Genomic DNA, 25,730 nt, shown 5'->3' with positions numbered 1-25,730 from the left:
ATTCCCTGCGTTCTGAGGGCTCAGAGCGCAGTTTCTCGACGGGTCTCGCTTCGGCGCGCGCCGAGACCCGTCAGAAACCTGCGCACTCGCGGCTGAGAGCGCAGGTTCTTGACGGGTCTGGAGGCCAGCGGGTGGCTAGGACTGCTTGAGGTGGTAGCGGAGGCTCGCGAGCTCGGCGTTCAGTGCCGCGGGCACGCGGTCGCCGAACTTCGCGTAGTACTCCTCGGTGAGGTCGCACTCGGCCAGCCACGAGTCGCGGTCGACCTCGAACAGGTGCTCGAGCACGCCCTCGTCGAGGTCGAGCCCGTCGACGTCGAGGGCGCCGGGCGCGGGGATGCGGCCGATCGGCGTGTCCTCGGCCTCGGCGTCGCCCTCGATGCGGCCGACGATCCACTCGAGCACGCGGGCGTTCTCGCCGAACCCGGGCCAGAGGAACGAGCCGTCCTCGCCCTTCCGGAACCAGTTCACCTGGAAGATCTTGGGCGCCTGCACCCCGAGGATGCGGCCCATCTTCACCCAGTGGCCCCAGTAGTCGGCCATGTTGTAGCCGCAGAACGGGAGCATCGCGAACGGGTCGCGGCGGAGTTCGCCGACGGTGCCCTCGGCGGCCGCGGTCTTCTCCGACGAGATCGTCGAGCCCATGAAGACGCCGTGCTTCCACGAGCGGGCCTCGGCGACGAGCGGCACGTTGGTCGCACGGCGCCCGCCGAAGAGGATCGCGTCGACCGGCACGCCCTCGTGCGCCTCCCAGTCGTCGGCGATCGACGGGCACTGCGCCGCGCCGACCGTGAACCGCGAGTTCGGGTGGGCGGCGGGGCGCCCCGAGTCGGGCGTCCAGTCGTTGCCCTGCCAGTCGATCAGGTGGGCGGGCGCCTCCTCGGTCAGCCCCTCCCACCACACGTCGCCGTCGTCGCGCAGCGCGACGTTGGTGAAGATCGTGTTGCCCCAGAGCGTCTGCACCGCGGTCGGGTTCGTGGTCTCGCCCGTGCCCGGCGCGACCCCGAAGAAGCCCGCCTCGGGGTTGATCGCGTAGAGGCGCCCGTCGGGGCCGGGGCGCATCCAGGCGATGTCGTCGCCGATGGTCTCGACGCTCCAGCCCGGGATCGTCGGGCGGAGCATGGCGAGGTTCGTCTTGCCGCAGGCCGACGGGAAGGCCGCGGCGACGTGGTACGACTTCCCTTCGGGCGAGGTGATCTTGATGAGCAGCATGTGCTCGGCGAGCCAGTCGTCGTCGCGGGCCATGACGCTCGCGATGCGCAGCGCGAAGCACTTCTTCGCCAGCAGCGCGTTGCCGCCGTAGCCCGAGCCGAACGACCAGATCTCGCGGGTGTCGGGGAACTGCACGATGTACTTCTCGGGGTTGCTCGGCCAGTCGGCGTCGGTACGGCGGAAGCCGCGGGCGTCGACCAGCGGGTAGCCGACCGAGTGCACGGTGCGCACCCAGGGCGTGCCCTGCTCGATCATCGCGAAGACCCGCTCGCCCATGCGCGTCATGATGCCCATCGAGAGCACGACGTACGGCGAGTCGGTGATCTCGACCCCGAGCTGCGAGATGGGACCGCCGAGCGGGCCCATCGAGAACGGCACCACGTACATCGTGCGGCCGCGCATCGAGCCCGTGAAGACCTCCTCGAGCTCGGCGCGCATCGCGCTCGGCTCGCGCCAGTTGTTGGTGGGCCCCGCGTCCTCCTCGAGCTCGGAGCAGATGAACGTGCGGTCCTCGACGCGGGCGACGTCGCCCGGGTCGGTGCGCGCGAGGTAGCTGTTCGGGCGCCATTCGGGGTTGAGGCGGATGAGCTTGCCCTCGTGGACGAGCTGCTTCGTGAGGCGATCGGCCTCCTGGAGCGACCCGTCGCACCAGACGACGTCGTCGGGCTGCGTGATGCGGGCGATCTGCTCGACCCACTCGCGGAGGGCGCGGTCGCTCGTGCCGGTGCGGTGCGGGTGGCCGGCGGTGTCGTTCTCGAGGGAGAGTTCCATGGTCATCGTGGGTCCTCCGATGGTGCGTTGCGGCGTCGTGGCTGGTCCGTGAGACCAGAATGCGCGAAGAATCCCGGCGGGGCACGGCAGTCGAGGCTGAAAGAATCACACTTCTTTCCGTATGGTTAAGCCATGGAGACCGGCACCGACCTCACCACCCTCGGCCAGCGCATCCGCCACTTCCGCGGCGAGCGCGGCCTGACCCTCGACCAGCTCGGCGAGCGCGTCGGCATCGCGGGCAGCCAGCTCTCGCTGATCGAGAACGGCAAGCGCGAGCCGAAGCTGTCGGTGCTGCACGGACTCGCCGCCGCACTGGGCGTGGAGCTCGCGGAGCTGCTCTCCCCCGAGCCGCCGAACCCGCGCGCGGCGCTCGAGATCGAGCTCGCCCGCGCGCAGGCGAGCCCGCTGTACGCCATGCTCGGGCTCCCCGCGGTGCGGCCGGGCAAGGGCATCACCGACGAGGCGCTCGAGTCGATCGTGGGCCTGCACCGCGAGCTGCAGCGACGGGCGAGCGAGGCGATCGCGACCCCCGAGGAGGCACGACGGGCGAACACCGAGCTGCGCTCCCGCATGCGCGAGCGCGCCAACTACCTGCCCGACATCGAGGAGCTCGCCGAGCAGCGGGTGGCCGCGTCGGGGCACCGCCAGGGCGCGCTCACCCACCGCGAGGTGAGCGTGATGGCCGAGCAGCTCGGGTTCCGGCTGATCTACGTCAACGACCTGCCGGATGCCACGCGGTCGATCACCGACCTCGAGAACGGGCGCATCTACCTGCCGCCCGCCTCGATCCCCGGCGGCCACGGCCTGCGGTCGATGGCGCTCCAGGCGATGGCGCACCGCCTCCTCGGCCACGAGCGCCCGGGCAGCTACGCCGAGTTCCTCTGGCAACGGCTGGAGATCAACTACTTCGCGGCCTGCTGCCTGATGCCGCGCGAGGCATCCGTCACCTTCCTCAGCGAGGCCAAGCGCGAGAAGCGCCTGGCGGTGGAGGACTTCCGCGACGCCTTCGGCGTGACGCACGAGGCGGCGGCGCTTCGCCTGACGAACCTCGGCACGTCGCACCTCGACATGACGCTCCACTTCCTGCGGGTGAACGGCGACGGCGCGCTGCAGAAGGGCTACGAGAACGACGGCATCCCGCTGCCGACCGACGTGACCGGCTCGATCGAGGGGCAGTGGGTGTGCAAGCGATGGAGCGCGCGCACCGCCTTCGACCGCACCAACCGCACGACCGAGAACTACCAGTACACCGACACCCCGGCGGGCACGTACTGGTGCGCGACGCAGACGGGGCGCACGGATGCCGGGGAGTTCTCGATCACGATCGGGGTGCCGTTCCAGGACGCGAAGTGGTTCCGCGGCCGGGAGACGACGCGGCGCGTGGAGTCGCGCTGCCCGGATGTCACGTGCTGTCGTCGCGCACCGGAGGAGCTGGCCTCGCGCTGGGACGGCCGCGCCTGGCCGAGCGCCCGGCTGCACGCGCACGTGCTCTCGCCCCTGCCCTCGGGCCGGTTCCCGGGCGTCGACGATGCCGAGGTGTACGCGTTCCTGGAGGCCCACGCGGACCAGTAGGCGAGGACTGCGCGAGACCCATTGCAATAGTGTGTGTCACACAGTATCGTGTGTGACATGACACCGGATGACGCCACCGTCTCGCACCTGCAGGAGCTGCGGCGCGGCACGACCGTGCTCGCGTGCCTGCTGCGCCTGCGCGAGCCCGACTACGGGTACGCGCTGCTGGAGTCGCTGGCGGGCCTCGACCTGGCGGTCGACGCCAACACGCTCTACCCGCTCCTGCGCCGTCTCGAGAAGCAGGGGCTGCTCACCAGCGAGTGGAACACCGAGGAGACCCGGCCGCGCAAGTTCTACCGCACCAGCCCCGCCGGCGAACGACTCGCCGCGGCGCTCACCGACGACTGGCGGCGCATCGACGCCGCGCTCGCACGACTGACCGAGGGAGAGGCACCATGACCACGCTCACCGACCGCTACGTCCAGGCGACCGCCCGCTACCTTCCCGAGCGCCAGCGCGCCGAGCTCGCGCGCGAGCTGCGCGAGCGCATCGGCGACCGGCGCGACGCGATGATCGACGAGGGCCACGACCCCGCCGACGCCGAACGCGCCACGCTGGTCGAGCTGGGCGACCCCGCCGTGCTCGCCGCCGGCTACGCCGATCGGCCGATGCAGCTGATCGGGCCGCGCACGTACCTCGCCTGGTTGCGCGTGCTGAAGCTGGTGCTCGCCATCGCGCTGCCCGTCGTCGCCGGCATCAGCCTGCTCGCGCAGCTGCTCTCCGGCGCGACCGCAGGAGAGGTCGCGGCCGGCGTGTTCGGAGCCGTGCTGAACACCGCGCTGCAGGTGCTGTTCTGGGTGACCCTCGTCTTCGCGCTCATCGACCGCTCGCCCGCGAACGTCACGGCACGCACCTGGACGCCCGCGCAGCTGCCCCCGATCCACGACGAGTACCGGGCCAAGCGGCTGCCCGACCTGGTGTTCTCGCTCGTCGCCCTCACCGCGTTCGCGGTGCTCATCGTCTGGCAGCAGGCCGGCTTCACCGTGAACGGGGCCACGGTCACGTTCCTCGACCCGGCACTGTGGTCGTTCTGGATCCCGTGGTTCCTGGTGCTCATCGCCCTCGAGATGGCCTTCGCGGGCGCCGTCTACGCATGGGGCTGGAACTGGTGGCTCGCACTGGCGAACGTGCCGCTGAACCTCGCGTTCGCGGTGCCCGCGCTGTGGCTGTTCACGAGCGGCATGCTCGTGAGCCCGGCCTTCCTCGACGCGGTCGGCTGGCCATGGGGCGAGGCGAGCGACGTGATCGTCACGATCGTCGTGGTGCTCTTCGTGCTCGGAGCGGTCGCCGACATCGTCGACGGGGCCGTCAAGGCCTCCCGCGCCGGGCGGGCACGGGCGATCGCCTGACGGGCGGGTCGAGCGGGTCGGATGCCCCGGGGCGGCGCGCGCCCCGGGGCATCCGCACGCCTACTTCGGCTGCATGCGGATCGCGCCGTCGAGGCGGATCACCTCGCCGTTCAGCAGCGGGTTCGCGACGATGTGCATCGCGAGGGCCGCGTACTCGGCGGGCGTGCCCATGCGCGACGGGTGCGGGATCTGCGCCTCGAGCGAGGCCTGCACGTCGTCGGGCATGCCGGCCATCATGGGCGTGCGCATGATGCCCGGTGCGATCGTGACGACCCGGATCAGGAGCTTCGACAGGTCGCGCGCGAGCGGCAGTGTCATCGCCGCGACGCCGCCCTTCGACGCCGAGTAGGCGGCCTGGCCGATCTGGCCGTCGAACGCCGCGACCGATGCCGTACTGACGATGACGCCGCGCTCCGGCGTCTCGGGCACACCCGGCAGGGGCTGGGCGGCGACGGGCTCGGTGGCGGCCATTGCCGCCGCGGCGAGCCGGCTCACGTTGAAGGTGCCGACGAGGTTCACCCGGATGGTGCGCTCGAAGTCGGCGAGCGGCAGCGGCCCGTCGCGTCCCACGGTGCGGCCCGCGGTGGCGATGCCCGCGCAGTTGACCGCGACCCGCAGCGGGCCGAGCGCGACCGCGGCGTCCACGGCCGCCCGCACCTGCTCCTCGTCGGCGACGTCGGCCGGCGCGAAGCGCGCGCGCTCCCCCAGCTCGGCGGCCGCCTGCTCGCCGCGTCCGCCGGGCAGGTCGACGACGACCACCGACGCTCCGGCCGCGAGCAGCGCCTCGGCGGTGGCCCGCCCGAGGCCCGAGGCCCCTCCGGTGACGATCGCGGATGCCCCGTGCAGTTCCATGCGCTGTCCTCTCGTGTCGTGCGCCGGCGACGGTCGCGCCGGCGGCGTGCCGCGGCGCCCTCGCCCGGCAGTACTGCGTCGTGGCCGATCGTACCGTTCAGACGCGCTCGACGACGTACGCGTTCGCCATGCCGCCGCCCTCGCACATGGTCTGCAGCCCGAGCGTCGCGTCGCGCCGCTCGAGTTCGCAGACCAGGGTCGCGAGCAGTCGCGTGCCCGATGACCCGAGCGCGTGGCCGAGCGCGATCGCCCCGCCGTTCGGGTTGAGCCTCGCCGGGTCGGCCCGCGTCTCGGCGAGCCAGGCGAGCGGCACGGAGGCGAACGCCTCGTTCACCTCGTACACGTCGATGTCGTCGTGGGTCAGGCCCGCCCGCTCGAGCACCCGCTCGGTCGCGGGGATCACGCCCGTGAGCATGAGCAGCGGGTCGCTGCCGGTCACGCTGAACGCGCGGAACCGCGCCCGTGGCGTGAGCCCGAGCGCCTCGGCACGCTCGGCGCTCATGATGAGGGCGGCGGATGCCCCGTCGGTCAGCGGCGACGAGTTGCCGGCCGTGATCCGCCAATCGAGTTCGGGGAAGCGCGTCGCGAGGGCGTCGGTGCGGAAGGCGGGGGCGAGGCCTGCGAGGCCCTCGGCGGTGGTGCCGGGGCGCACCGTCTCGTCGACGAGCGCGTCGACGCCGCGCACGGGGACGATCTCGTGGTCGAAGTCGCCGCGCTGCGCGGCATCCGCCGCCTTGCGATGGCTGTCGGCCGCGAACGCGTCGAGCGCTGCGCGAGCGAACCCCCACCGATGGGCGATGAGGTCGGCCGACACGCCCTGACCGACCAGCCCGTCGGGGTACCGGGCGCGCATGCGCGCGCCGAACGGGTCCGTGCCCGTCGTCGACGAGCCGAGCGGCACGCGGCTCATCGACTCGACGCCGCAGGCGATCACGATGTCGGCCTGCCCGGCGAGCACCGCCTGGGCCGCGAAGGTCGCGGCCTGCTGGCTCGACCCGCACTGGCGGTCGATGGTCGTGCCGGGCACGTGCTCGGGGAAGCCCGCCGCGAGCAGCGCGTTGCGGGCGACGTTGTACGACTGCTCGCCCACCTGGCTGACGCAGCCGGCGATCACGTCGTCGACGAGGGCCGGATCGAGGTCGCTGCGGGCGACGAGGTGGTCGAGCACGCCCGCGAGCAGGTCGACCGGATGCACGCCCGACAGCTGCCCTCCCGGCTTGCCACGCCCGCTGGCGGTGCGGATCACGTCGACGATCACGGCCTCGGTGCCCATGCCCCCACCCTACGCGCGCCCCGCCTCCCGAGACCCGTCGAGAAACTGCGCTCTGGGGGCCCAGAGCGCAGGTTTCTGACGGGTCTCGGAATCGGGGAGAGCGAGACCCGTCAAGAAGCTGCGCGTACAGCAGCCAGAACGCAGGATTTCGACGGGTCTCGGAATCGGACGGGGTCAGGCGGGGAGCATCGTGTACTTGGTCGAGAGGTACTCGTGGATGCCCTCGAACCCGCCCTCGCGACCGAGTCCCGAGGCCTTCACCCCGCCGAACGGGGCGGCGGCGTTCGAGATCACGCCGGCGTTCAGGCCCATCATGCCGGTGTCGAGCCGGTCGATCATGCGATGCCCGCGCGCGAGGTCGGTCGTGTAGACGTACGAGACGAGCCCGAACTCGGTGTCGTTGGCCAGCCGCACCGCTTCGTCCTCGTCGGCGAACGTCGTGATCGACAGCACCGGGCCGAAGATCTCGTTGCGGAGGATCTCGCTGCCCGCGACGACCCCGGTGACGACGGTCGGCTGGAAGTACGTGCCCTCGCCCTCGATGCGGCTGCCGCCGGTGGTGACGGATGCCCCGCGCCCGACCGCGTCCTCGACCAGCGCCTCGGCCTTGCCGACGGCGTCCTCGTCGATCAGCGGACCGATCTGCACACCCTCCTCGGTGCCGCGCCCGACCCGCATGGACCCCACCCGCTCGGTCACGCGGCGGGCGAACTCGTCCGCGACGGACTCGTGCACGATGAACCGGTTGGCGGCCGTGCAGGCCTGCCCGATGTTGCGGAACTTCGCGAGCATCGCGCCGTCGACCGCGGCGTCGAGGTCGGCGTCCTCGAACACCACGAACGGGGCGTTGCCGCCCAGCTCCATCGACACGCGCAGCACGCCGTCGGCCGCCTGCGCGATGAGCTTCCGGCCCACCTCGGTCGACCCGGTGAACGAGAGCTTGCGCAGCCGTCGGTCGGCGAGGATCGGCCGCGTCACCGCGGACGAGCTCGACGACGTGATGACGTTCACGACGCCCGCGGGCAGCCCCGCCTCCTCGAGGATCGCCGCGAAGGCGAGCGTCGTGAGCGGCGTGAGCTGCGCGGGCTTCACGACCACCGTGCAGCCGGCCGCGAGCGCCGGGGCGATCTTGCGCGTCGCCATCGCGAGCGGGAAGTTCCACGGCGTGATGAAGTACGACGGGCCGACCGGTCGCTGCGACACGATCATGCGCCCGGTGCCCTCGGGGTTCAGGCCGTAGCGGCCGTGGATGCGCACCGCCTCCTCGGAGAACCAGCGCAGGAACTCGCCGCCGTAGGTGACCTCGCCGCGCGACTCGGCGAGCGTCTTGCCCATCTCGAGGGTCATCAGCAGCGCGAGGTCGTCGGCGCGCTCGGCCACCAGCTCCCACGCTCGGCGCAGGAGCTCGCCGCGCACCCGCGGCGCGGTCGCAGCCCAGTCGTCCTGCGCGGCGACGGCGGCGTCGAGCGCCCGCACGGCGTCGTCGGGCGACGCGTCGGCGATCGAGCGGATGACCGCGCCGGTCGACGGATCACGGACGTCGAGCGTGCGACCGCCCTCGGCGTCCACCCACTCCCCCGCGATGAACAGCTGCTTCGGCGTGGCGGCGAGCAGTGCCCGTTCGTCCATGTCGCGACCTCCCCGTCTCGTCCGACGCGCTCCAGCGTATCCCGGGCGGGAGGTCCGGCCCCGGCCTACGCCTCGATGTCGACGAACTCGATGTCGTAGACCGCGATGCGCTGCGGCACGCCGTCGAAGGCGGCCGCGCGCGCGTCGGAGGCGAGGTACTCCCGCTCGAGGGCGAGGAACGCGTCGCGGTCGCCCTCGGCGCTCACCGCCCAGACGAACTCGTTGCGCTCGGGGAGGCCGTACGCGAACTCGATGCGGAACCCGGCGGCGGGTCGGACGGTCGGCATGCTCCCGTGCCACCACGCGACGAAGGCGTCGTACTCGCCCTCGACGAGGGTGTAGCGGCGGAGCTGGACGGTGCGAGTCATACGACCATTCTGTCGTGCGCGCCGCCCGCCGTCGTGCACGCTCAGCCGGCGTCGGATGCCTCGGCGCCGGCGATCTCCGCCCCCGCGTGCCCCATCTCGGCGAGCGCCGCCTCGCTCGACTCGGCGGCGACCCCCGCCACGAGCCCCGTGAGCACGCGGGCGTGCTGGCCGTGCTCGAGCGCGTCCAGGGTGCTCGCGCGCACGCAGTAGTCGGTCGCGATGCCGACGACGTCGACCTCGGTCACCCCGTGCTGCGTGAGCAGCTCCGGGAAGGGCGTGCCCGCGTCATCCGTGCCCTCGAAGATCGAGTAGGCGGGGACGCCCTGCCCCTTGCGGATGTGCACGTCCACGCGGGCCGTGTCGAGGTCGGGGTGGTACTCGGCGCCCGGCGTGCCCGCGACGCAGTGCACGGGCCAGGTGGTGACGAAGTCGGGCTCGGCGTCGCCCGCGAAGTGCCCGCCGTTGTCGTTGTCGGCGTCGTGCCAGTCGCGCGACGCGACGACCAGGTCGTAGTCGTCGCCGTGCTCGGCGAGCCAGCGGGTGATGCCGGATGCCACGGCGGCACCGCCGTCCACGCCCAGCGCACCTCCCTCGGTGAAGTCGTTCTGCACGTCGATGATCAGCAGCGCTCTCGTCATGATCCGAAAACCTCCTGCCTCGATCATCCCACCGTCCGGCGGAGACGGGGCCGGTCAGGCGCAGGTCTCGCGGAGCACCCGCTCGAGCACGCGCACCAGCCGCCCGGCCGAGGGCAGGTCGAGCCACTCGGCGTCGGCGTGCGCGCCGCCGCCGTCGGGCCCGTAGAGCGCCACGTCGATGCCCGCGTCGGCGAAGAGGGCCGCCTCGGTCCACCACGGGTCGCCGCGGCGGTCGGGCGGTGCCCCGAGCTCGGCGACGGCGGCCCGCTCGACGGCCGCGACGACGCCCGAGCCGTCGGGTGCCTCGAACGGGGAACGCGACACGAGCTCGGTCAGGTGGAACGACACCGTCGAGCCGGCCGCGCGGGCCAGCGTCGCCTCGAGCGCGGCCCGCACGACGGCGGGGGTCTCGCCGGGGAGCGTGCGGCGCTCGATCGTGGCTCGGCACGACGGGGCGACGGTGGCGGCGTCGACGCCGCCGCCGAGGGTGGCGATGCGCAGCGACGAGGCCCCGAGCAGCGGGTGGCCGCCCTCGGGTGCGCACGGCGCCGGCTCGGCGCGCAGGGCGGCGAGCAGCCGGAGCATGCCGTCGATCGCGTCGACGCCCTGCTCCGGCTGCGACCCGTGCGCGGCGCGGCCGCTGACCTCCAGCTCGAACCAGGCGAACCCGCGGTGGGCCACGCCGAGCTCCAGCCCGGTCGGTTCGAGCACGAGCGCTCCGTCGACCCCCTGTGCGGCCGGGTGCTCGAGCAGCGCCTCGGTGCCGATCGAGGCGAACTCCTCGTCGGCGGCGAAGGCGAGCACGACGTCGCCGGCGAGCCCGGTGCGGCCGGCTCGGCCGACGCGCTCGGCGGCGAGCACCGCGGCGGCGAGCCCGCCCTTCATGTCGTACGCGCCGCGGCCCCAGAGCTGGTCGCCCTCCACGCGCGCGTCGAACGGGCCGTCGGCGTAGCTGCGCACCCCGACGGTGTCGAGGTGGCCGCTGAGGAGCAGCGCGCGACCGCCGCCGGTCCCGTGCCGACGGGCGATCAGGCTCGGCCGTGCCGCCGGGCCGACGAGGTCGGTGGCGAACCCGGATGCCGCGAGCCGTCGCTCGAGCGCGTGCGCGAGTGCGGCCTCGCCGCGGTGGCTCGGATCGAGGTCGGGGTTCACCGAGTCGATCGCGACGAGTTCGCGCACCAGGGCGACGAGCTCGGGGTCGAGCCCGGCGTGACGACCGGGGCGTGCGGGCGCCGGCGTGCCGTCGGCGACCGGCCCCGTCGCATCCGTCGTCGTCTCGTCCACGCGCGGCGTCACCCGTTCGAGAGGTTGTCGCCGCAGCGGTAGAACGCGGTGGTCAGCGTGTCGATCGCCTGCTTGGACGAGTCGGGCAGGGCGCCGGGCGCATCGCCGAGCGCGTAGATCGCGAAGGTCAGCTGCGTGCCGTCGGCGGCGTGGATGATGCCCGACAGCGTGTACCCGGTCTCGATCCAGCCGGTCTTCGCCCACACCGCGCCGCGGGCCACCGCGTTGTCGCCGAAGAAGCGGTCGGCGTACGACAGCGACCCCTGCACGCCGGCGACCGGCAGGCCGTCGCGGATGACCCCGAGGCCCTGCTCGCGGTCCTCGACGATGCGGAACAGCTCGGTGAGGTACGACGGCGGCACCCGGTTGTCGTCGCTGAGGCCGGAGCCGTCGACGACCGTGATGCCCTCGGTGTCGATGCCGTAGGCCTCGAGGCCCGTGCGCACGCCCTCGTCGATCGCCGCGAAGTCGTTGCCCGCGCCGGTGCGGATCGCGACGTGCCGGGCGAGCATCTCCGCCACGGTGTTGTCGGAGACGATGAGGGACTTCTGCACGAGCTCGGCGACCGTCGGCGATGACACGCTGCCGAGCTCGGCCGCGTCGGCCGGGGCCGTGCCGCGCTCGATCGCGCCGATGCCGCCGAGGGCGGCGGCGAACGCGTCCCCCGCCCGGCCGACGGGGTCGGGGCTGCGCCACGAGGTCTCGGCGAAGGCGTCGTCGCGGTCGCCGTCGACCTGCAGCGCCGTGATCTGCGACATGAAGCCCTGCTCGCGCTCGAGCGGGTTCCAGGTCGGATGCCACTCCTCGCCGCCGAAGAACGACGCGTCGAGCACGAGCTTCGTCAGCGGCGGGTTCGACGGATCGGCATCCCACGCCGCGCGCACCTGCGCGGCGAGGTCGTCGAGGTGCGCCGCGCCCGGGTAGACCGTCTGCGAACCGGTCGGCGTGCGGGAGAGGGTGAGGTCGCCGCCGCCGACGAGCACGACCGAGCCCGGCTCGCTGCCGCGCACGACCGTGGTGGTCGCCCGGTAGTCGGGGCCGAGCACGTCGAGCGCCGCCGCAGCGGTGAGCACCTTCATGACGCTCGCGGTGCGGGAGGCGGTCTCGCCGCCGCGGTCGTAGAGCACCTCGCCGGTCGAGGCGTTGCGCACCTGGGCCTGCATCGCACCGAGCCGCTCATCGGCGGCCGCGGCGCCGACCATGCAGGTGCGGATCGGAGCCGCCTCGGGTGCCGACGTCGGCGCCGGGCGCGAGGGCTCCGGCGTCGGAGTGGGAGTGGGCGTCTCGGTCGGCGTCGGCAGCGCGGCCTCGGCGCGCGCACCGGCGAGGGCGGACCCCGCGGCGACGGCACCCCAGCCGGCGAGTGCGAACGCGACGACGCCGGCGGTCGCCCAGAGGGCGAGCCGGCGCCGCGACGGCCGCGCGGGTGGGGCGGCGTCCGTCTCGGGACGCTCGTCCGCGACGTCCGCCGTCGCGGCCTCCCCCGTGTTCGCTGGGCCGGAGTCGGCGGACGTGCCGGAGGCATCCGTCACCTGGTCGTCCCCGACGTCACCTGCGCGCGCCGTCGGCTCGTCCGCGCCTGCGGCGTCGGGGTCGTCCGGGTCGTGGTGCACCCCGGCATTGTACGCAGCGGCGCCCGTGAGCCCGGTGGACGCGGCCGCGCCGCGGCGGTCACTCGCCCGGGTAGCGCAGGCCGATCAGCTCGCGCACGCGGTCGAGCGTGCCCATGATCGCCACCGTCTCGTCGAGCGGCAGGACGTCGCCGCCGAGCTCGCCCGCCGCGACCAGGCGCTCCGCGGCCTCCGCCTGGAAGTGCATGCCGCGCCCGTTCACCTCCTGCGAGAACTCCTCGACGACGGTGCCTGCCGAGTCGATGAGCCGGAAGCTCGTCGGCGTGTACCAGACCTCGTCGATGTCGATGCGGGCGTCGGTGCCGAGCACGCTGGCGACGTTCGGGCCGCGGGTGTCGCTCGCCGTGAGCATGGATGCGATGCGGCCGCCCGCGTAGCCGAAGATCGTCGCGACCTGCGCGTCGGCGCCGGTGGGCTTGAACGTGGCGGTCGCCTGGATCGTCTCGGGCTCCCCGAAGAGGTCCCATGCGAACGACACCGGGTAGATGCCGAGGTCGAGCAGCGCGCCGCCGCCCAGCTCGAGCGCGTTCAGCCGGTGCGTCGGGTCGTCGGGGAGGTCCTGCGTGTGGTCGGCGACGAGCGTGCGCACCTCGCCCAGCGCGCCCTGCGCGATCAGCTCGCGGATGCGCACCATGTGCGGCAGGTACCTGGTCCACATCGCCTCCATGGCGAGCAGTCCGCGGGCCCGCGCGAGGCCCGCGATCGCGGCGGCCTCGCGCGCATTGAGCGTGAACGGCTTCTCGACGAGCACGTGCTTGCCCGCCTCGAGCAGCAGCAGCGCGTTCTCGACGTGCATCGGGTGCGGCGTCGCGACGTAGACGATGTCGACCTCGGGATCGGCCGCGAGCGCCTCGTAGCCGACGTGCGCCGTCGGGATGCCGAACTCGGCCGCGAAGGCCTCGGCGGAGTCGAGCGTGCGCGAGGCGACGGCCCGCACGTCGAAGCCGTTCGCCACGAGGTCGGAGGTCATGAGGCGGGCGATCCCGCCCGTTGCGAGGATTCCCCAGCGGAGTCGTTCGGTCATGTCCCGAGCGTATCCGGTGCCGTTGCCGTCGGCACGGTACGGCAGGCTTGAGGGGTGCGACCCGCCTTCTCCGCCGACGTGACCGACTTCTGGGGCGTCTCGTCGCTCGATGCGGCATCCGCCGATGCCTACCGCATCGTCGTCGACCCCGACCTCCGCGCCGACCTGCTCGCCACCCTCCTCGAGGTCGTCGAGGGCCCGGCCCTCGCGACCCTGGCGCCGGCAGCCGCCGAGCGGCTCCGCGCCGCGACGGGCGACGAGGTGCCTCGACGGGAGTTCCGCTCGCGCCTCGAGGACGCCGGCCTCGCGCTGAACGGTGCGGACGTGGTCTCCTACCTGACGCCGGATGCGCAGCGTGCGGTGGCCGCGCTGCCGCCGGCACCGGGCACGCGGGCCCTCACCCCGGCGGATGCCCCGGAGTTCGCGCGCTTCTGCGCGGACGCTCCCGCCGACGACCTGGAAGAGGCGTACGTCGAGCTCGATCACTGGCGGGCGCACGGCACCTTCGTCGGCGAGCGCCTGGTCGCGGCGGCGAGTGCGTACCCCTGGCGCGACTCGATGCTCGCCGACGTGGGCGTGATCACGCTGCCCGGGTTCCGCGGCCGGGGGCTCGCGACGCGGCTGGTCCGTGCGATCGCCGCCGACGCGCTCGATCTCGGGTACGAGCCGCAGTACCGGTGCCAGACCGACAACGCCGCCTCGCTCGCGCTCGCGAGCGCAGCGGGATTCGAGCGGTTCGCCGAGTGGGACGTCGTCACGGCCTGACGCGCCCGACGAACGGCGAAGCCCCCACCCGGACCGGGTGGGGGCTGTGCGGAGCCGCCTGTGGGAATCGAACCCACGACCTATTCATTACAAGGGGCGGCTTCGGCAGTTCGGGCCCGTGACGGGCCTCGCCGAGCGTGAACTCGATGACCTCCGGCGAGCGCGGCAGGTCGCGTGACGGGACCCCGGGTCCCCTGACCCGACTTTAGAGAGCAACCTACCGACTAGCCCCAAAAGACGGGGGTCCGGCGTCCGCGCGCCGCAAATAGGGTCGGGCTTACCGAGACCACCGGAGGGTAGAGCGATGGCCATCCTGGATGACTGGCAACTCTGGCAAGAGGCGCAGGGCCTTTCGGGTCGAACCATCGTTGAGCGCGCCTCGACTGTACGCCACCTTCTCGACTTTTCGGGTAACGAACCGCTCACGATCACGAGCATGGACGTGATCCGCTTCATCGCGCGGCCCGGGATCGGCGACACGTCGCGGGCGACGTACCATGCGAGCCTCCGGGCGTTCTTCGGCTGGATGGTGACAGTCGACCTCCGGTCGGACGATCCGACCGCGAAGACTCCACGGCCGCGCCGGCGGAAGTCCCGCCCGCGGCCGGTACCCGGCGTGCAGCTCGAGAAGATCCTGGCGGCCGCGAACCGGCGTCGGACGCGCATGATGATCCTGCTCGCCGCGCTGGCCGGCCTGCGGGTGCACGAGATCGCGAAGTTCCGCGGCGACGACATTGACTGGTCGGCGCACACGCTCACAGTGACCGGGAAGGGCGGGAAGACCGCACTCCTGCCGGCGCACCCGCAGATCATCGACGAAGGCGCGACCTTTCCCCGCGATGGCTGGTGGTTCCCCGCGTACTCGAAGCAGACGAGCGCGTCACACGTGACGGCCAAGGCGGTGTCGTCGGCGATCATGCACACCATGGCGCGGGCCGGCTATCGCGGGAAGGCGCACCAGCTGCGTCACTGGTACGGGACCGAGTTGCTGAACCAGGGCGTCGACCTCCGCGTCGTGCAGACGCTCATGCGGCACGAGTCCCCAGCGACGACGGCGATCTACACCGAGGTCGACGCTGCGCGTCAGGTTGCCGGGATCGGCCGGCTGTCGCTGCCGTCTGCAGCCTAGGTTCATTCCTCATCGAGTTGTCATACGCCAACCTCTCTGATAGACTGATGTTGTCAAGCAGAGAGGAGGTAAGGCAAAATGGACAAGGACCTGAAGAAGATCATCAAGGCACTGCAGAAGCAGGGCTTCGAGATCGAGGTCACGAGCAAGCAGCACGTCATGGTGTACCGCGACGGGCGGCTGGTTGTGACCTTCTCGGGCACCGCGAGCGACTGGCGTTCCGTGAAGAACGGGATCGCCAAGGCGCGGCGGGCCGGGTTCGAGTGGCCGCCCCGGTAGCCACAAAGAGCCCGGGGGCGAAGCTGACGCCCCCGGGCTCGGGTCCTTCCCATGATGCCAGAGGAGAATCATGAGCACCACGTACAGCGCACACATCGAGGTCAACCGCCGGCGCGCCACCACGGATGCGCTCGTGGCCATCCACGACGCCCTCGAGGAGTTCCACGCCGCCGTCGGCATGTCGCCCCGCGGCTACGTCGACGCGCAGCTCCACATCCCCGCGGAGAACCTGCGCCAGGCGACCGCCGCGGCGATCGCCATCGTCGAGTCCGCGACCGGCGCCACCGCGATCCGGGCCGAGGTCATGACCGAAGCCGAGTTCGACGCCCGACAGGGCTTCGTGACCGTCCCCGCGCTGCTCTCCGTCTCGGAGGTCGCGGAGCGGCTCGGGCTCTCCCGGCAGGCGGTCCTCAAGCGGATCGCCGCCGGCGGGTTCTCGACCGCGCAGCGCGTCGGCGAGAAGGCATGGGCGATCGCCGAGCACGAGATCGCCACCCTGGAAGCCGCACCGGCCGACGACAGCGACACCTAGCCCCCCTCCTGCAACGCCAAGAGCGCCCTCCCGCCCACTCAAGGGCGGGAGGGCGCTCGTCGCGTGCCGGTCAGTCGCCGGTGAGCTCGACGACGCTCCGCTCGAGGTAGGGCGCGAGCGTGGCCGCGTAGGTCCCGGTGACGTGGTTGCCGTCGGGCCTGTAGACGACGACGTCGCCGATCACCGCGGGGCACGTGATCTCGGTGCAGTAGAACCCCGTCAGATCGACCAAGTGGGCGTTCTCGGTCTGCTCGACGGCGTCGCGCTGGAGGTCGTGCCGCAGCACGTCGTCGCGTGGCTGGTCGCACGCCGCGGCGTCGTCGGGACCGTGCGTCTCGAGGCACGCGAACGTCGCCGCCGGCATCACCGGGTTGTCGACGATCGCGAGCAGCGGGATCGACGGATCCCGCACCGCCCACGCCTCGACGAGCCCACGGATCTGTGCGTCCGACCCCGACTCCCCGCCGACGGGGATCGCGAGCGTCGCGGGGATCGACCGGGTGACGATGATCGCGTCGACGTCGGCGGCCGCGACGTGCTCGAGCGCGGCCGCGCGCCAGCCGTCGCACCCCTGCCGCGCCTCCGCGTCCGGAGCGTTCAGGGTCGCGGTGGTGAGGTAGCAGCCGGCATGCCCTGCGAGGTCGACCCGCCATCCGTTCAGCGTGCCGAGGTCGTCCCACACGTCGAGGAACACCGACGAGTGCGAGTCGCCGATCACCAGCAGGTGCTTCGAGTACTCCTCGGCGGCGCCGAGGGTGCAGAGATCGAAGTCCGCGACGCCGCGGCCCGACCAGCACTCGTCGCGGTTCGGGTCGTCCTCCGCGACGGCGGCGAGCGACGTCACGAACCCGTCGCGCTCCGGGAGCGTGCAGTCGAGGTCGGCGTCCATGGTCTGCGCGCCGACGCACTCCGCCGAGTCGAGGTCGACCGGTGGCATCGTTGCCGGCGCGGCCGCGATCGTCTCCTCGATCTCCTGCGCCTGCACGGTGCACGCCGAGACACTCACCGACAGCACGAGCGCCATGCCGCCGGCGGCCCACGCCGCGACCGTGCGCGGCCGCCGCTGGCCGAGGAGGCGCCGGTGGTTCCGTATCGGGTCCTCCACGAGCGTCGTCGACAGCCACGCGAGACCGAGGGATGCCACGATGATACCGAGCTTCTGCGGGAGCGTCAGCGGTGCCCCCGAGACGAACGGGACGAGCACGATGAGCGGCCAGTGCCATAGGTACAGCGAGTAGGAGATCCGGCCGACCATCGCGACCGGGCGCAGCTCGCCGACACCGGTCAGGATCGAACGCTGGCCGGCCCAGATCGCCACGGCCGTGCCCACCACGGGCAGCAGCGCCGCGGTGCCCGGGAACGGCGTCTGGCCGGTGTAGAGCACCGCGGCGAGCGCGATCGCCGCGACGCCGGCGAGCGCGATCGCGTTACGGCCGCGGGTGACGGCGGGCAGGAACGCGACGAGCGCGCCGATGCCGAACTCCCACGCCCTCGTGAGCGTCGAGAAGTACGCCGCCGTCGACCAGTCGGTGAACCAGACGCCGTACGCGAACGATGCGACCGTCAGCGCGGCGAGCGCGACGAGCGCGCCGCGGCGCCGGCTGAGCGCGGCGGCCGCGAGGAGGAGCAGGGGGACGACGAGGTAGAACTGCTCCTCGACCGACAGCGTCCAGAAGTGCTGGACGGGTGACGGGTCGGCGGCGCCCGCAAGGTAGTCGACGGACTGCGCGGCGAGGAGCCAGTTCTGGACGTATACCGATGCGGCGCCGACCTCGGTGAGGTACTGCACCCACCGCGTGGCGGGGACGAGGATGATCGTCGCGGCGGCGATCGCGAGCAGCACGATGAGTGCCGCCGGTAGAAGGCGCTTCGCCCGGCGGGCCCAGAACTGGCCGACGCGGATCGTGCCGGTCTGCTCGAGCTCGCGTACCAGGTGCGACGTGATCAGGAACCCGGAGATCACGAAGAACACGTCCACGCCGACGTACCCGCCCGTCAGCGCGTGCGGCCACAGGTGGTAGGCGAGCACGGCGAGGACCGCCAGTGCGCGCAGCGCCTGAATGTCTGCTCGCAGGCGTCGGCGCGGGCGAAGTGAATTCATGAGGGGAACGGCGGTCCTAGACTGCATGGCAGCCCTCCGATCAACTAGACCTTGACGGTGGGTTAGGCCCTCGGCTGGTGTTGGCGCACCTTCCGAGGGTCGTCCTACGATAGCGGCCCTCGGCGTCCGGTGCATGCGGGGATGCCCTGAAACGACGAACGTGCCCCCTCCCACCCGAAGGTGAGAGGGGGCACATCAGCGGCCAGCTCAGGGGATCAGCGTCCAACCTGACGGAAGCACGTCCGGCGACCACACGTTGCCGTCCCTGGTCGATTCGTACACAGCACCGTTGAACGTCACCCGGTCTCCCGTGTTGTACGCGTCGTGCTCACCGGTGGGCTGAACCCATTCCGGGGCCTCGACGCTCTCACGCCACCCCGACACGCCAGGCTCCCAGGTGTTTGCCGCGACGAGCGACATCCACTCGGTGCCCGCGTGCGTCACGATCGCATCGAGCGGGTACGCGTCGTGCACCCCAGCCGGCTGACGCCAGGGAGAACCGTCCGTGATGCCCTCGGTGGCGAACTGCGCCGCCTGCAGCGCGGCGAGCTCGTCCGGAGCGGTGAGCGCGAGCGCCCGGTCCAACTCGAGGCGTGCCGCGTCGAGCGTGGCACGGTTCGCCTCGTCGTCGAGCTGCTCCTGCGTCTTCGGCACCTCGGTCCACGTCACGGTGACCTGCGAACCGTCGAACTCGTGCCCGCGATCCCAGGTCGTCGTCGCCGTGTCGTCCGGACGCGGCGTCCGCACGAGCGGATACCAGCCCGCGGCCGCGAGCTTCGCCGGGTCCAGGGTGCGGAGGTCGAGCCATCCACCGTCGACGAGCGACAGCCGCGGCGGCGACCCGAACTCGTCCGGCACACCATCGGTCAGATGAACGTACGACATCAGGCAACCCCCGCAGCTTCGGCATGGGCAAGGATCCGCGAGACGGACAGCGCCGAGTCGTAGAGCGCGACGCCGGCCATGAGCCCGTCGAAGAACGACGACGAGTAGTTCGACCGGCCGATGAAGTACCGGTAGTCGTCCGACTCGTTGCCCGCGAGGAAGATGTCGCCGTTCTCGGCGCCGTTCGTGACCTCCGAGCCGTTGACGTACACGCGCACCGTTCCGCTCTCCACCGCGGTGAACGCGACGTGTGCGACCGTGTTCGTCGCGAGCGTCCCACCCCCGTAGTTCGACCCGCCGATCTGCACGACCTGCGCGTCGTTGCCGTTCGTGCGGAACTGCCAGAACCGGCCCGTATCGAGGTCGTGCGAGACGAAGCAGTGCGTGCCCGAGATCGAATGCGGGTAGATGAGCGCCTCGACGGTGATCTCGCCCGACGTGCCGCCGATGTCCTCGCCGGCGTTGAAGTAGAACCCGTCGGTGGAGCCGTCGAAGTCCGCCGACGCGCCGCTGTCGCCGAGATCGGCCTGCCCGAACGTCGGCCAGCTCCCACCACTCACGGCGGTGTTGTCGCCGGTCGCGTCAACCGCCGGAGAACCGGAGTCGTCGAGCGGGAAGTACGCGAACGGCGAGTCCGCCATCACCTCGTTGTAGTAGTCACTCCCGCCGCCCGTCGCCGGCAGCACGAACCCCGACGCGACGATGCCCGCGGGGATCACGGCGTCTCCAGATCGCCGACGATCAGCCAGGTGTTCGCCGCGATCTTGATCGCCGTCACCGCCGAGTACTGCGCGCGCGTCACTGCCGACGGGGTGCCGTTCACCGTCGCCCCCGTCCCGGCCGAGAACGTCGCCATGCCCGTGTCGAGCACCGCGAAGTCGATCCGCCCACCCACCGGGAACGCCAGCGACGAGTCCTGCGGCAACGTGACCGTGATCGCCCCCGCGTTCGACAGCGTGACGAGCTTCCCCCGATCCGACAGCACCGGCGTGTACGTCGTGCCCGTCTGCGCGTTCACCCCGACGTACTCGCCTCGAGTCGCCTGCACGAACGCCGTGCTCGCGATCGCCGTCGAGTCCGTCCCGGACGACTGCGTCGGCGCCGTCGGAGTCCCCGTCAGCGCCGGAGACGCGAGCGGAGCCTTCAGCGCGAGCGCGTTCGTGACCGTCGTCGCGAACGCCGGGTCATCGCCCAGCGCGGCCGCGAGCTCGTTCAGCGTGTCGAGCGCCGCCGGCGACGAGTCCACCAGCGCCGCGAGCGCCGCCTGCACGAACGCGGTCGTCGCGATCGACGTGTCGTTGTCGCTCGCCGACGGGGTCGGCGCAGTCGGGTTCCCCGTGAACGCCGGCGACGCCAGCGGCGCGAGCAGCGCGATCGCCGCCTCGTTCGTGTCGACGCCGTCGCACGCCGCCTTGATCGCGGTCAGGAACGCGTCGACGAACGCCTTCGAAAGCTTGGTCGACCCGCCCGCATCGGTCTTGTGGTCCGTACCGGCAACGACCGTCGGCTGCACATAGCTGATCGGCATGGCCTACCCCTTCCGCCAGGCGCGCCCCACCAGGAACGCGAGAACGACGGCGGGCGCCACGGACAGAATCCGCAGCGCCCACCGGATGACACCGAACGCGACCCGCACCTGCCACCAGGTGAGCTCCGTCGCGGCCGGCACGGCTACCCCTCCGGGAGCGAAGTGATGTCGGCCGGCCCGTCGCCGACCGTGCCGGCGTCCTTCACGAACGTGCGCTGCGCGGCCGCCGACGCACCCGTCGGCTTCCAGAACCCGTAGTGCAGGCCCACACCGACCAGGAACGTCGGCAGCGCCCCCAGGAGCCCCGTGCCGAGGTCGTACGCGACGCCCGCCTGCACGGCCACGAGCAGCTCGGTGAGCAGGCTCGTGGCCATCGCGAAGAGGGCGAGCAGCGCGGCCTTGATGCCGGGATGCGTGACGGTCTTCGTGACCAGGCCCACGAGCAGCGGCAGCACGGTCGCGATGACCAGCTGCAGGATGAGCGCGGGGTCGAACGAGTAGATGATCTCCATGGGGATTCAGTCCTTCAGGTCGGGGTACGGGGGGAACTGGTCGGGGTCGTCGGTGTCGATGCACGGAGCGTCGATCATCTTCCGACGGTGGATCGCGAGCGACTCCGCGAGCACGCGCGTGCGCGCCTCGAGGCGGTTCCGCTCCCGGAACGCACGCGCGACCTCCGCGCGCCGCTCCGCCGCGGCGCCGGTGCGCCAATCGGACAGCTTGTCGATGAGCTTCGTGATGACGCCGCCGACCACGGTGGAACCGAGGAGCATCGCCCAGAACTGCACGGGCTCCATGCCGCTCACCCCTCAGGTTCGTGCGAGTACTTGCGGATGAGTAGCCAGCGGACGACGAACGGGGACGCGGCGAGCGCGAGCACGCCGAGCTGCGTCAGCCGCGACCCGGTGTGTGTGAAGTGCAGGGAGCCGATCACGATCGCGTAGATCAGGATGCCGGTCACGATGAGGACCGCGCTGAGACGCTCCGCCCACCACCAGCCGGGGAACACCGCCAGGAGTCCCCCGGTCGACCCTGCGATGAACAGGATCGACCAGAGCACCGTGATCGCGGGCCCGAGTTGGCCCGCGATCGTCACCGGCGGGACGAGCAACGTCACCGACCCCGTGACGAACGCGACCGCGTAGATCACGAAGTACGCCGCCTTGAGGTGCCGCGGCTCCGTGATCGACTCCCAGAGCCGACCGAGCCGCGCGATCACAGCCGGTCCTTGAACTCGTCGACGACTCCCTCCGAGATCGCCGGGATCGACTCCTGGATGGCGTCGATCAGATCCTCACGCGAGGCGCCCGGGATCTTCCCCGCGAGCGCCTCGGCGAGCGCGATCTCGTCGACGTCGGCCGTCGCGGTCGGGCGCGGGAAGAGCTGGCGCATCACCTTGCGGAACTCGGTGTACTGCGCCCGGTTGTACTTCCCGTTGAACACGCCCGCCTTGATGTCGCGCAGGATGTTCGCGACCAGCGGCACGTCGAGCTTCACCATGTTGCCGTTGTCCGCGCACATGTAGAGCGCGTCGCCGGTCTCCGCCGGGAACTTCAGCACGGTCACGCTGTCGAACGTCACGTCGATCTCCTCCTCGTCTGTGGTGTTGTCGATGGGGGTGCTGCTGCCGCCGGCGGTCGATGCGCCGACGAACTTCATGAAGTCCACGCGGCGGCCGTGCTTGCACAGCCCGTGTGCGTGGAGGTGAACGTCGCCGCCCCAGTCGAGCCCTGACGCGGATGCCCCAGAGAACCCGATCAGCGCGCCCTCGTCGTAGTGCCCGGAGCCGAGGTAGCCCTTCGCGTGCTGGAGCACGACGGCGACCATGTCGCAGTCGTGCTCGACGTAGCCGCCGAGCATCCGGGTGGTGGATCGCGCGCGGACGCGCTTCACCGGGGTGTCGAGCCAGAGCGTCGCGCGACGCCCAGCGGTGCCCTTCCAACCGTTGTTCTCGAGCCGGCCCGCTGCCGGCGCGTACAGCGCCGTGCCGTACGCGAGAGGCCAGTCGGTGCCGCCCTCGGAATACGACGCATGGTTCTCCCAGTCGCCCGTCACCGGGTACGACGCCCAAGGGTTGTGCATGGTCGGACCTTCCCTAGGCGAGCGGGTACTCGAATGTGATCGAGAGCTGGTCTCCGGAGGTCCAGCTGAACGGGGTGGAGGAGGTCAGCACGGCGACCGCGCCGACGTCGCCCGTGTTCATGCGTGCGACGCGGAAGATGGACGAGCTGAGCGTGTGCAGCATGCCCATGTAGCGGCCTGCGACGCCGCCGGAGTCGTCGACGAAGAGCGCTTGGCCGATCGGGTACCGGAGGTCCGACTCGTCGACCGTGCCGTACGGCGCCGCGAGTTGCACGTCGCCGACGGTCGGTGAGGTCCCGAGGGTGACGACCACGACGCCCTTGACCCAGCCGTTGTGGACCGAGTACTCGGCGAAGGTGGATGCCCCGGAGCCGGGAGACAGGTTCGTCCAGGTTGGGGTGAATGCCGTGCGCGGCTTGCGCACGAGCGCCCAGTCGTCGGTGTAGAGCCACGTCTCCTCGGTGTCGGTCTCGTAGAACTCGAGGCCGTCGTAGAGATCGTTCCCCGACAGGGCGTCACGCTCGGCGTTGGTGCCCTCGCGGCGGTTGCCGCGCTCCGCGATCATGTCGCGGAGCTTGTTCTTGTCGGCCTTCGTCGTGGGGTCGGTGTTGAACTCGCCGAGCCCCTTCGGGTCGCTGCCGCCGCCGTCAGTCCAGCCCATGCCGGTCCTCCTGTGTGCTCGACGCCCCGCCGGGGCTCGGTGGTCATGCCTTGTAGGTGATGCGGAGCTTCCCGGACTCGCCGTCCTCGGTCGGCGAGAGGAAGATGTGGTACCCGCCGTGGACGATGCCGATACCGCGAGCGCTGCCGCCGGACTTGAGCGCGTCGCCGACCGAGTTGGGCAGCGTGTTCCATCCGGCGTGCGGGGCGACGGCCGACGTCGACGAGATCGTCGGGGAGCCGGCTGGCCGGCTGGCGTGGTTGTGGACGCCGATGTTCGCCGGGTCGCCGAAGAGCTTCGCGGGGGCGAGGTAGATCTCGACCTTGAGGATCTCGGCGTCGGAGGGGATGGTGTCGCGGATCTTGTTGCCGTAGAACCAGGCGCCGAGGTTCGAGATCGACGAGTAGATGCGGTTGGTGAACCAGGACGACCCGTACGAGCCGGAGTCGTAGCGGGCGCGGAACGTTGGCGAGTAGGTCTTCACGCCGCCGCCGCCCGGGTCCTCGCCGGGGTCCGGCGCGGTCGGGCTGGTCGACTTCACGCCGATGACGTGGGGGCGATCGCCGCCCCACTGGAGTCGGACGGCCTCGCCGCCGGAGTAGCTCGCGCCGAGCGGGTACGTCGCTGAGACGTTGCCCTGGTCGGTGGACACGGTCGCGATGCCGGATGCCGTCGACACGATGGTGCCGTCGACGGGGTGGGAGACGATCGGGCCGACGAGGAAGGGGACGTCGTCGATGATCCAGACGGTGACGCGCTCGTTGATCGCGGGCCGGTACCCGGTGAGCGGGTACGCGGGGAAGCGGCCGCCGCCGACGTCGACGGTCATGCGGTCGTCGTCGAGGCCCCGGTACCAGCCCACGAGGGTGCGCGCGCTGGACTTGGATTCGAGGAGTCGGAAGACCGGATCGACGTCGTTGCTCATCACGCCTCCACGAAGAACAGGTCGTCGGCGAAGAACAGATCGTCGGCGAAGAACGCTCCGTCGACGGTCGGCTCGGCCGGCGGTTCCCAGGCGGACGGAACGCCCGACGTGTTCGGGAGCGTGGCGAGCAGCTCGCACGTGAGTCGCTGGGTTGCGTGCGCGCTCCGGTCGATCGTCGCCACGCGGCAGACCAGCCAGATCTTCGGCCGCTCGACGAGCACGACGTCGCCCCTCTCACGGAGCGGGTTGAAGATCTCGACGACGTCGACCATGCGGCCGCGCAGCTGCGATGCCTTCTCGAGCTCGCGGTCGGCCCACGGCTGCGCCTGCCCCGACGTCGTCACGAACTCGGACGAGAAGTGCTTGGTTCGCGAGCGGAATGGCGAGACCGACCCGTCAGAGTTCCGTACCCGCAGCGGCCCCTCGGTGATCTCGGCGACCGCCAGGACGGCGACCTCATCGCCGCTGCCGTGGGAGCGGATCACGACGCGGTTGTAGAGCCCGGTCGACGCCATGTTCGACTTCACCGAGACGAGGGTCTTGTCGCGCTCGATCGAGTCGATGGATGCCGGCGCCTCGATCGGCCGCGCGGAGAGCGTCCCGTCGGCGGTCATGTGCGGGTACGCCTCGAGGACGTCGCGCATGAGCAGCTCGATCGCGTCGAGCTTCCCCTCGGGGTAGAGGATCGATCGCGGGATCGCGGCGTCGTCGACGGCGCGGGTCAGCTGCAGGCCGGACAGTACGGCGATCTCGTCCCACGCCGATGAGAGCTGCGACGGCGCCGACGGGACGTCGAACGTCTCCTCGTCGACGCCGGCGAGCAGCTCCTTGAGCTCGAGCTGGATGGTCGACCCGGTCGTGATCCAATCGCCCCGGAAGGGCATGTGCACGTCCTGGGCCGACGGGACCTTGGTGATCTCGAAGATGCCGTACGCCACGCGCTCGAGGAACGGGCCCGCGCTGATCACGGAGTAGACGTTGAGTTGCGCACCGAACGGTGCGAACGCGTCGGAGATCTCGAGCGGGCTCATGGAGCGGCCGAACTCGTCGGTCCACACGATGGTGCACGCACCGGACTGCTGGACCTTCGCGTCGCCGTTCTCCGCGAAGGCCACGTCCGTCAGCGGGACCGACGCGAGGCGCCGCTCCCCGTTGTAGATGAGGTCGGCGACCCAGTGGTGGTCGAACGACCCGGTCAGGACGCCGGCGAGGGTGGTGGATGCTTCGCGTGCCATCGTGGCTC

The 25,730-nt window shown here is 71.5% G+C and carries 27 protein-coding genes; 7 read left to right on the top strand and 20 right to left on the bottom strand.

Annotation, left to right across the window (positions count from 1 at the left end; all coding sequences use genetic code 11):
• Positions 1–135 precede the first annotated feature (135 nt).
• A complete protein-coding gene (locus ABZK10_RS10740) occupies positions 136–1,986 on the bottom strand; it encodes a phosphoenolpyruvate carboxykinase (GTP) (protein ID WP_353809191.1) in 1,851 nt (616 codons plus the stop codon).
• 126 nt (positions 1,987–2,112) lie between these two features.
• Here ABZK10_RS10740 and ABZK10_RS10735 point away from each other — a divergent pair, with 126 nt between their 5' ends.
• The 3 genes from ABZK10_RS10735 to ABZK10_RS10725 are packed head-to-tail and all read left to right on the top strand — an operon-like array spanning position 2,113 to position 4,901.
• Positions 2,113–3,552, top strand: coding sequence for a helix-turn-helix domain-containing protein (locus ABZK10_RS10735; protein WP_353809190.1), 1,440 nt, complete (start codon positions 2,113–2,115; stop codon positions 3,550–3,552).
• A gap of 57 nt (positions 3,553–3,609) precedes the next feature.
• Positions 3,610–3,951 carry a PadR family transcriptional regulator gene (locus tag ABZK10_RS10730; RefSeq protein WP_353809189.1) on the top strand — a complete coding sequence of 114 codons (342 nt, stop codon included), beginning with the start codon at positions 3,610–3,612 and terminating at the stop codon, positions 3,949–3,951.
• Complete coding sequence (locus ABZK10_RS10725) at positions 3,948–4,901, top strand: permease prefix domain 1-containing protein (RefSeq protein WP_353809188.1); 954 nt, start codon at positions 3,948–3,950, stop codon at positions 4,899–4,901. The genes ABZK10_RS10730 and ABZK10_RS10725 overlap by 4 nt, the downstream gene beginning before the upstream one ends.
• A gap of 60 nt (positions 4,902–4,961) precedes the next feature.
• Here the strand turns inward: ABZK10_RS10725 and ABZK10_RS10720 are convergent, their stop codons facing one another.
• From ABZK10_RS10720 to ABZK10_RS10685, 8 genes are all read right to left on the bottom strand, one after another.
• A complete protein-coding gene (locus ABZK10_RS10720; protein ID WP_353809187.1) occupies positions 4,962–5,753 on the bottom strand; it encodes an SDR family NAD(P)-dependent oxidoreductase in 792 nt (263 codons plus the stop codon).
• 97 nt (positions 5,754–5,850) lie between these two features.
• Positions 5,851–7,026 (bottom strand): thiolase family protein, encoded by a 1,176-nt coding sequence (locus tag ABZK10_RS10715; protein ID WP_353809186.1) that lies wholly within the window; start codon positions 7,024–7,026, stop codon positions 5,851–5,853.
• Between the two features lie 174 nt (positions 7,027–7,200).
• On the bottom strand, positions 7,201–8,655 hold the full coding sequence (locus ABZK10_RS10710) for an NAD-dependent succinate-semialdehyde dehydrogenase (protein ID WP_353809185.1): 1,455 nt from the start codon (positions 8,653–8,655) through the stop codon (positions 7,201–7,203).
• Positions 8,656–8,720: 65 nt separating this feature from the next.
• Complete coding sequence (locus tag ABZK10_RS10705) at positions 8,721–9,023, bottom strand: hypothetical protein (RefSeq protein WP_353809184.1); 303 nt, start codon at positions 9,021–9,023, stop codon at positions 8,721–8,723.
• A gap of 41 nt (positions 9,024–9,064) precedes the next feature.
• The gene (locus ABZK10_RS10700) at positions 9,065–9,661 is read right to left on the bottom strand and encodes an isochorismatase family protein (RefSeq protein ID WP_353809183.1); all 597 of its coding nucleotides are present in this window, start codon (positions 9,659–9,661) and stop codon (positions 9,065–9,067) included.
• A gap of 54 nt (positions 9,662–9,715) precedes the next feature.
• Positions 9,716–10,945, bottom strand: coding sequence for a M20/M25/M40 family metallo-hydrolase (locus ABZK10_RS10695; protein ID WP_353809182.1), 1,230 nt, complete (start codon positions 10,943–10,945; stop codon positions 9,716–9,718).
• Between the two features lie 8 nt (positions 10,946–10,953).
• A complete protein-coding gene (locus ABZK10_RS10690) occupies positions 10,954–12,558 on the bottom strand; it encodes a D-alanyl-D-alanine carboxypeptidase/D-alanyl-D-alanine-endopeptidase (protein WP_353809181.1) in 1,605 nt (534 codons plus the stop codon).
• Between the two features lie 58 nt (positions 12,559–12,616).
• On the bottom strand, positions 12,617–13,600 hold the full coding sequence (locus ABZK10_RS10685) for a Gfo/Idh/MocA family protein (protein ID WP_353809180.1): 984 nt from the start codon (positions 13,598–13,600) through the stop codon (positions 12,617–12,619).
• 54 nt (positions 13,601–13,654) lie between these two features.
• Here ABZK10_RS10685 and ABZK10_RS10680 point away from each other — a divergent pair, with 54 nt between their 5' ends.
• The 4 genes from ABZK10_RS10680 to ABZK10_RS10665 all read left to right on the top strand — a co-directional run bounded on the left by ABZK10_RS10680 (position 13,655) and on the right by ABZK10_RS10665 (position 16,305).
• Positions 13,655–14,365: a GNAT family N-acetyltransferase gene (locus ABZK10_RS10680; protein WP_353809179.1), complete on the top strand. Its 711-nt coding sequence runs from the start codon at positions 13,655–13,657 to the stop codon at positions 14,363–14,365.
• 304 nt (positions 14,366–14,669) lie between these two features.
• A complete protein-coding gene (locus ABZK10_RS10675; RefSeq protein ID WP_353809178.1) occupies positions 14,670–15,494 on the top strand; it encodes a tyrosine-type recombinase/integrase in 825 nt (274 codons plus the stop codon).
• Between the two features lie 78 nt (positions 15,495–15,572).
• Positions 15,573–15,773: a nuclear transport factor 2 family protein gene (locus tag ABZK10_RS10670; RefSeq protein WP_353809177.1), complete on the top strand. Its 201-nt coding sequence runs from the start codon at positions 15,573–15,575 to the stop codon at positions 15,771–15,773.
• Between the two features lie 70 nt (positions 15,774–15,843).
• A complete protein-coding gene (locus tag ABZK10_RS10665) occupies positions 15,844–16,305 on the top strand; it encodes a helix-turn-helix transcriptional regulator (protein ID WP_353809176.1) in 462 nt (153 codons plus the stop codon).
• A 70-nt stretch (positions 16,306–16,375) separates the two neighbouring features.
• Here the strand turns inward: ABZK10_RS10665 and ABZK10_RS10660 are convergent, their stop codons facing one another.
• The 11 genes from ABZK10_RS10660 to ABZK10_RS10610 form a co-directional block, all read right to left on the bottom strand.
• Positions 16,376–18,406, bottom strand: coding sequence for an acyltransferase family protein (locus tag ABZK10_RS10660; protein ID WP_353809175.1), 2,031 nt, complete (start codon positions 18,404–18,406; stop codon positions 16,376–16,378).
• A gap of 207 nt (positions 18,407–18,613) precedes the next feature.
• Positions 18,614–19,291: a hypothetical protein gene (locus tag ABZK10_RS10655; RefSeq protein WP_353809174.1), complete on the bottom strand. Its 678-nt coding sequence runs from the start codon at positions 19,289–19,291 to the stop codon at positions 18,614–18,616.
• Positions 19,291–20,010: a LamG domain-containing protein gene (locus ABZK10_RS10650; protein WP_353809173.1), complete on the bottom strand. Its 720-nt coding sequence runs from the start codon at positions 20,008–20,010 to the stop codon at positions 19,291–19,293. Before ABZK10_RS10650 ends, ABZK10_RS10655 begins: the two co-directional genes overlap by 1 nt.
• Entirely contained in the window at positions 20,007–20,819 is an 813-nt protein-coding gene (locus ABZK10_RS10645) for a hypothetical protein (protein ID WP_353809172.1), read from the bottom strand. The genes ABZK10_RS10650 and ABZK10_RS10645 overlap by 4 nt, the downstream gene beginning before the upstream one ends.
• 143 nt (positions 20,820–20,962) lie before the next feature.
• A complete protein-coding gene (locus ABZK10_RS10640) occupies positions 20,963–21,331 on the bottom strand; it encodes a hypothetical protein (RefSeq protein WP_353809171.1) in 369 nt (122 codons plus the stop codon).
• Between the two features lie 6 nt (positions 21,332–21,337).
• Entirely contained in the window at positions 21,338–21,616 is a 279-nt protein-coding gene (locus tag ABZK10_RS10635) for a hypothetical protein (RefSeq protein ID WP_353809170.1), read from the bottom strand.
• Positions 21,617–21,621: 5 nt separating this feature from the next.
• Entirely contained in the window at positions 21,622–22,038 is a 417-nt protein-coding gene (locus ABZK10_RS10630; RefSeq protein ID WP_353809169.1) for a hypothetical protein, read from the bottom strand.
• A complete protein-coding gene (locus ABZK10_RS10625) occupies positions 22,035–22,901 on the bottom strand; it encodes a M23 family metallopeptidase (RefSeq protein ID WP_353809168.1) in 867 nt (288 codons plus the stop codon). Before ABZK10_RS10625 ends, ABZK10_RS10630 begins: the two co-directional genes overlap by 4 nt.
• Before the next feature lie 13 nt (positions 22,902–22,914).
• Positions 22,915–23,562 carry a hypothetical protein gene (locus ABZK10_RS10620; protein WP_353809167.1) on the bottom strand — a complete coding sequence of 216 codons (648 nt, stop codon included), beginning with the start codon at positions 23,560–23,562 and terminating at the stop codon, positions 22,915–22,917.
• A gap of 43 nt (positions 23,563–23,605) precedes the next feature.
• Positions 23,606–24,487 carry a hypothetical protein gene (locus tag ABZK10_RS10615; RefSeq protein WP_353809166.1) on the bottom strand — a complete coding sequence of 294 codons (882 nt, stop codon included), beginning with the start codon at positions 24,485–24,487 and terminating at the stop codon, positions 23,606–23,608.
• Positions 24,487–25,722: a hypothetical protein gene (locus tag ABZK10_RS10610; protein ID WP_353809165.1), complete on the bottom strand. Its 1,236-nt coding sequence runs from the start codon at positions 25,720–25,722 to the stop codon at positions 24,487–24,489. The genes ABZK10_RS10615 and ABZK10_RS10610 overlap by 1 nt, the downstream gene beginning before the upstream one ends.
• Positions 25,723–25,730 lie beyond the last annotated feature (8 nt).

The sequence above is a fragment of the Agromyces sp. SYSU T00194 genome (genome assembly GCF_040496035.1).
Classification (GTDB): Bacteria; Actinomycetota; Actinomycetes; order Actinomycetales; family Microbacteriaceae; genus Agromyces; species Agromyces chitinivorans.
Note: the sequence above shows the minus strand (reverse complement) of the source record. Positions and strands in the feature narration are given on the sequence as shown.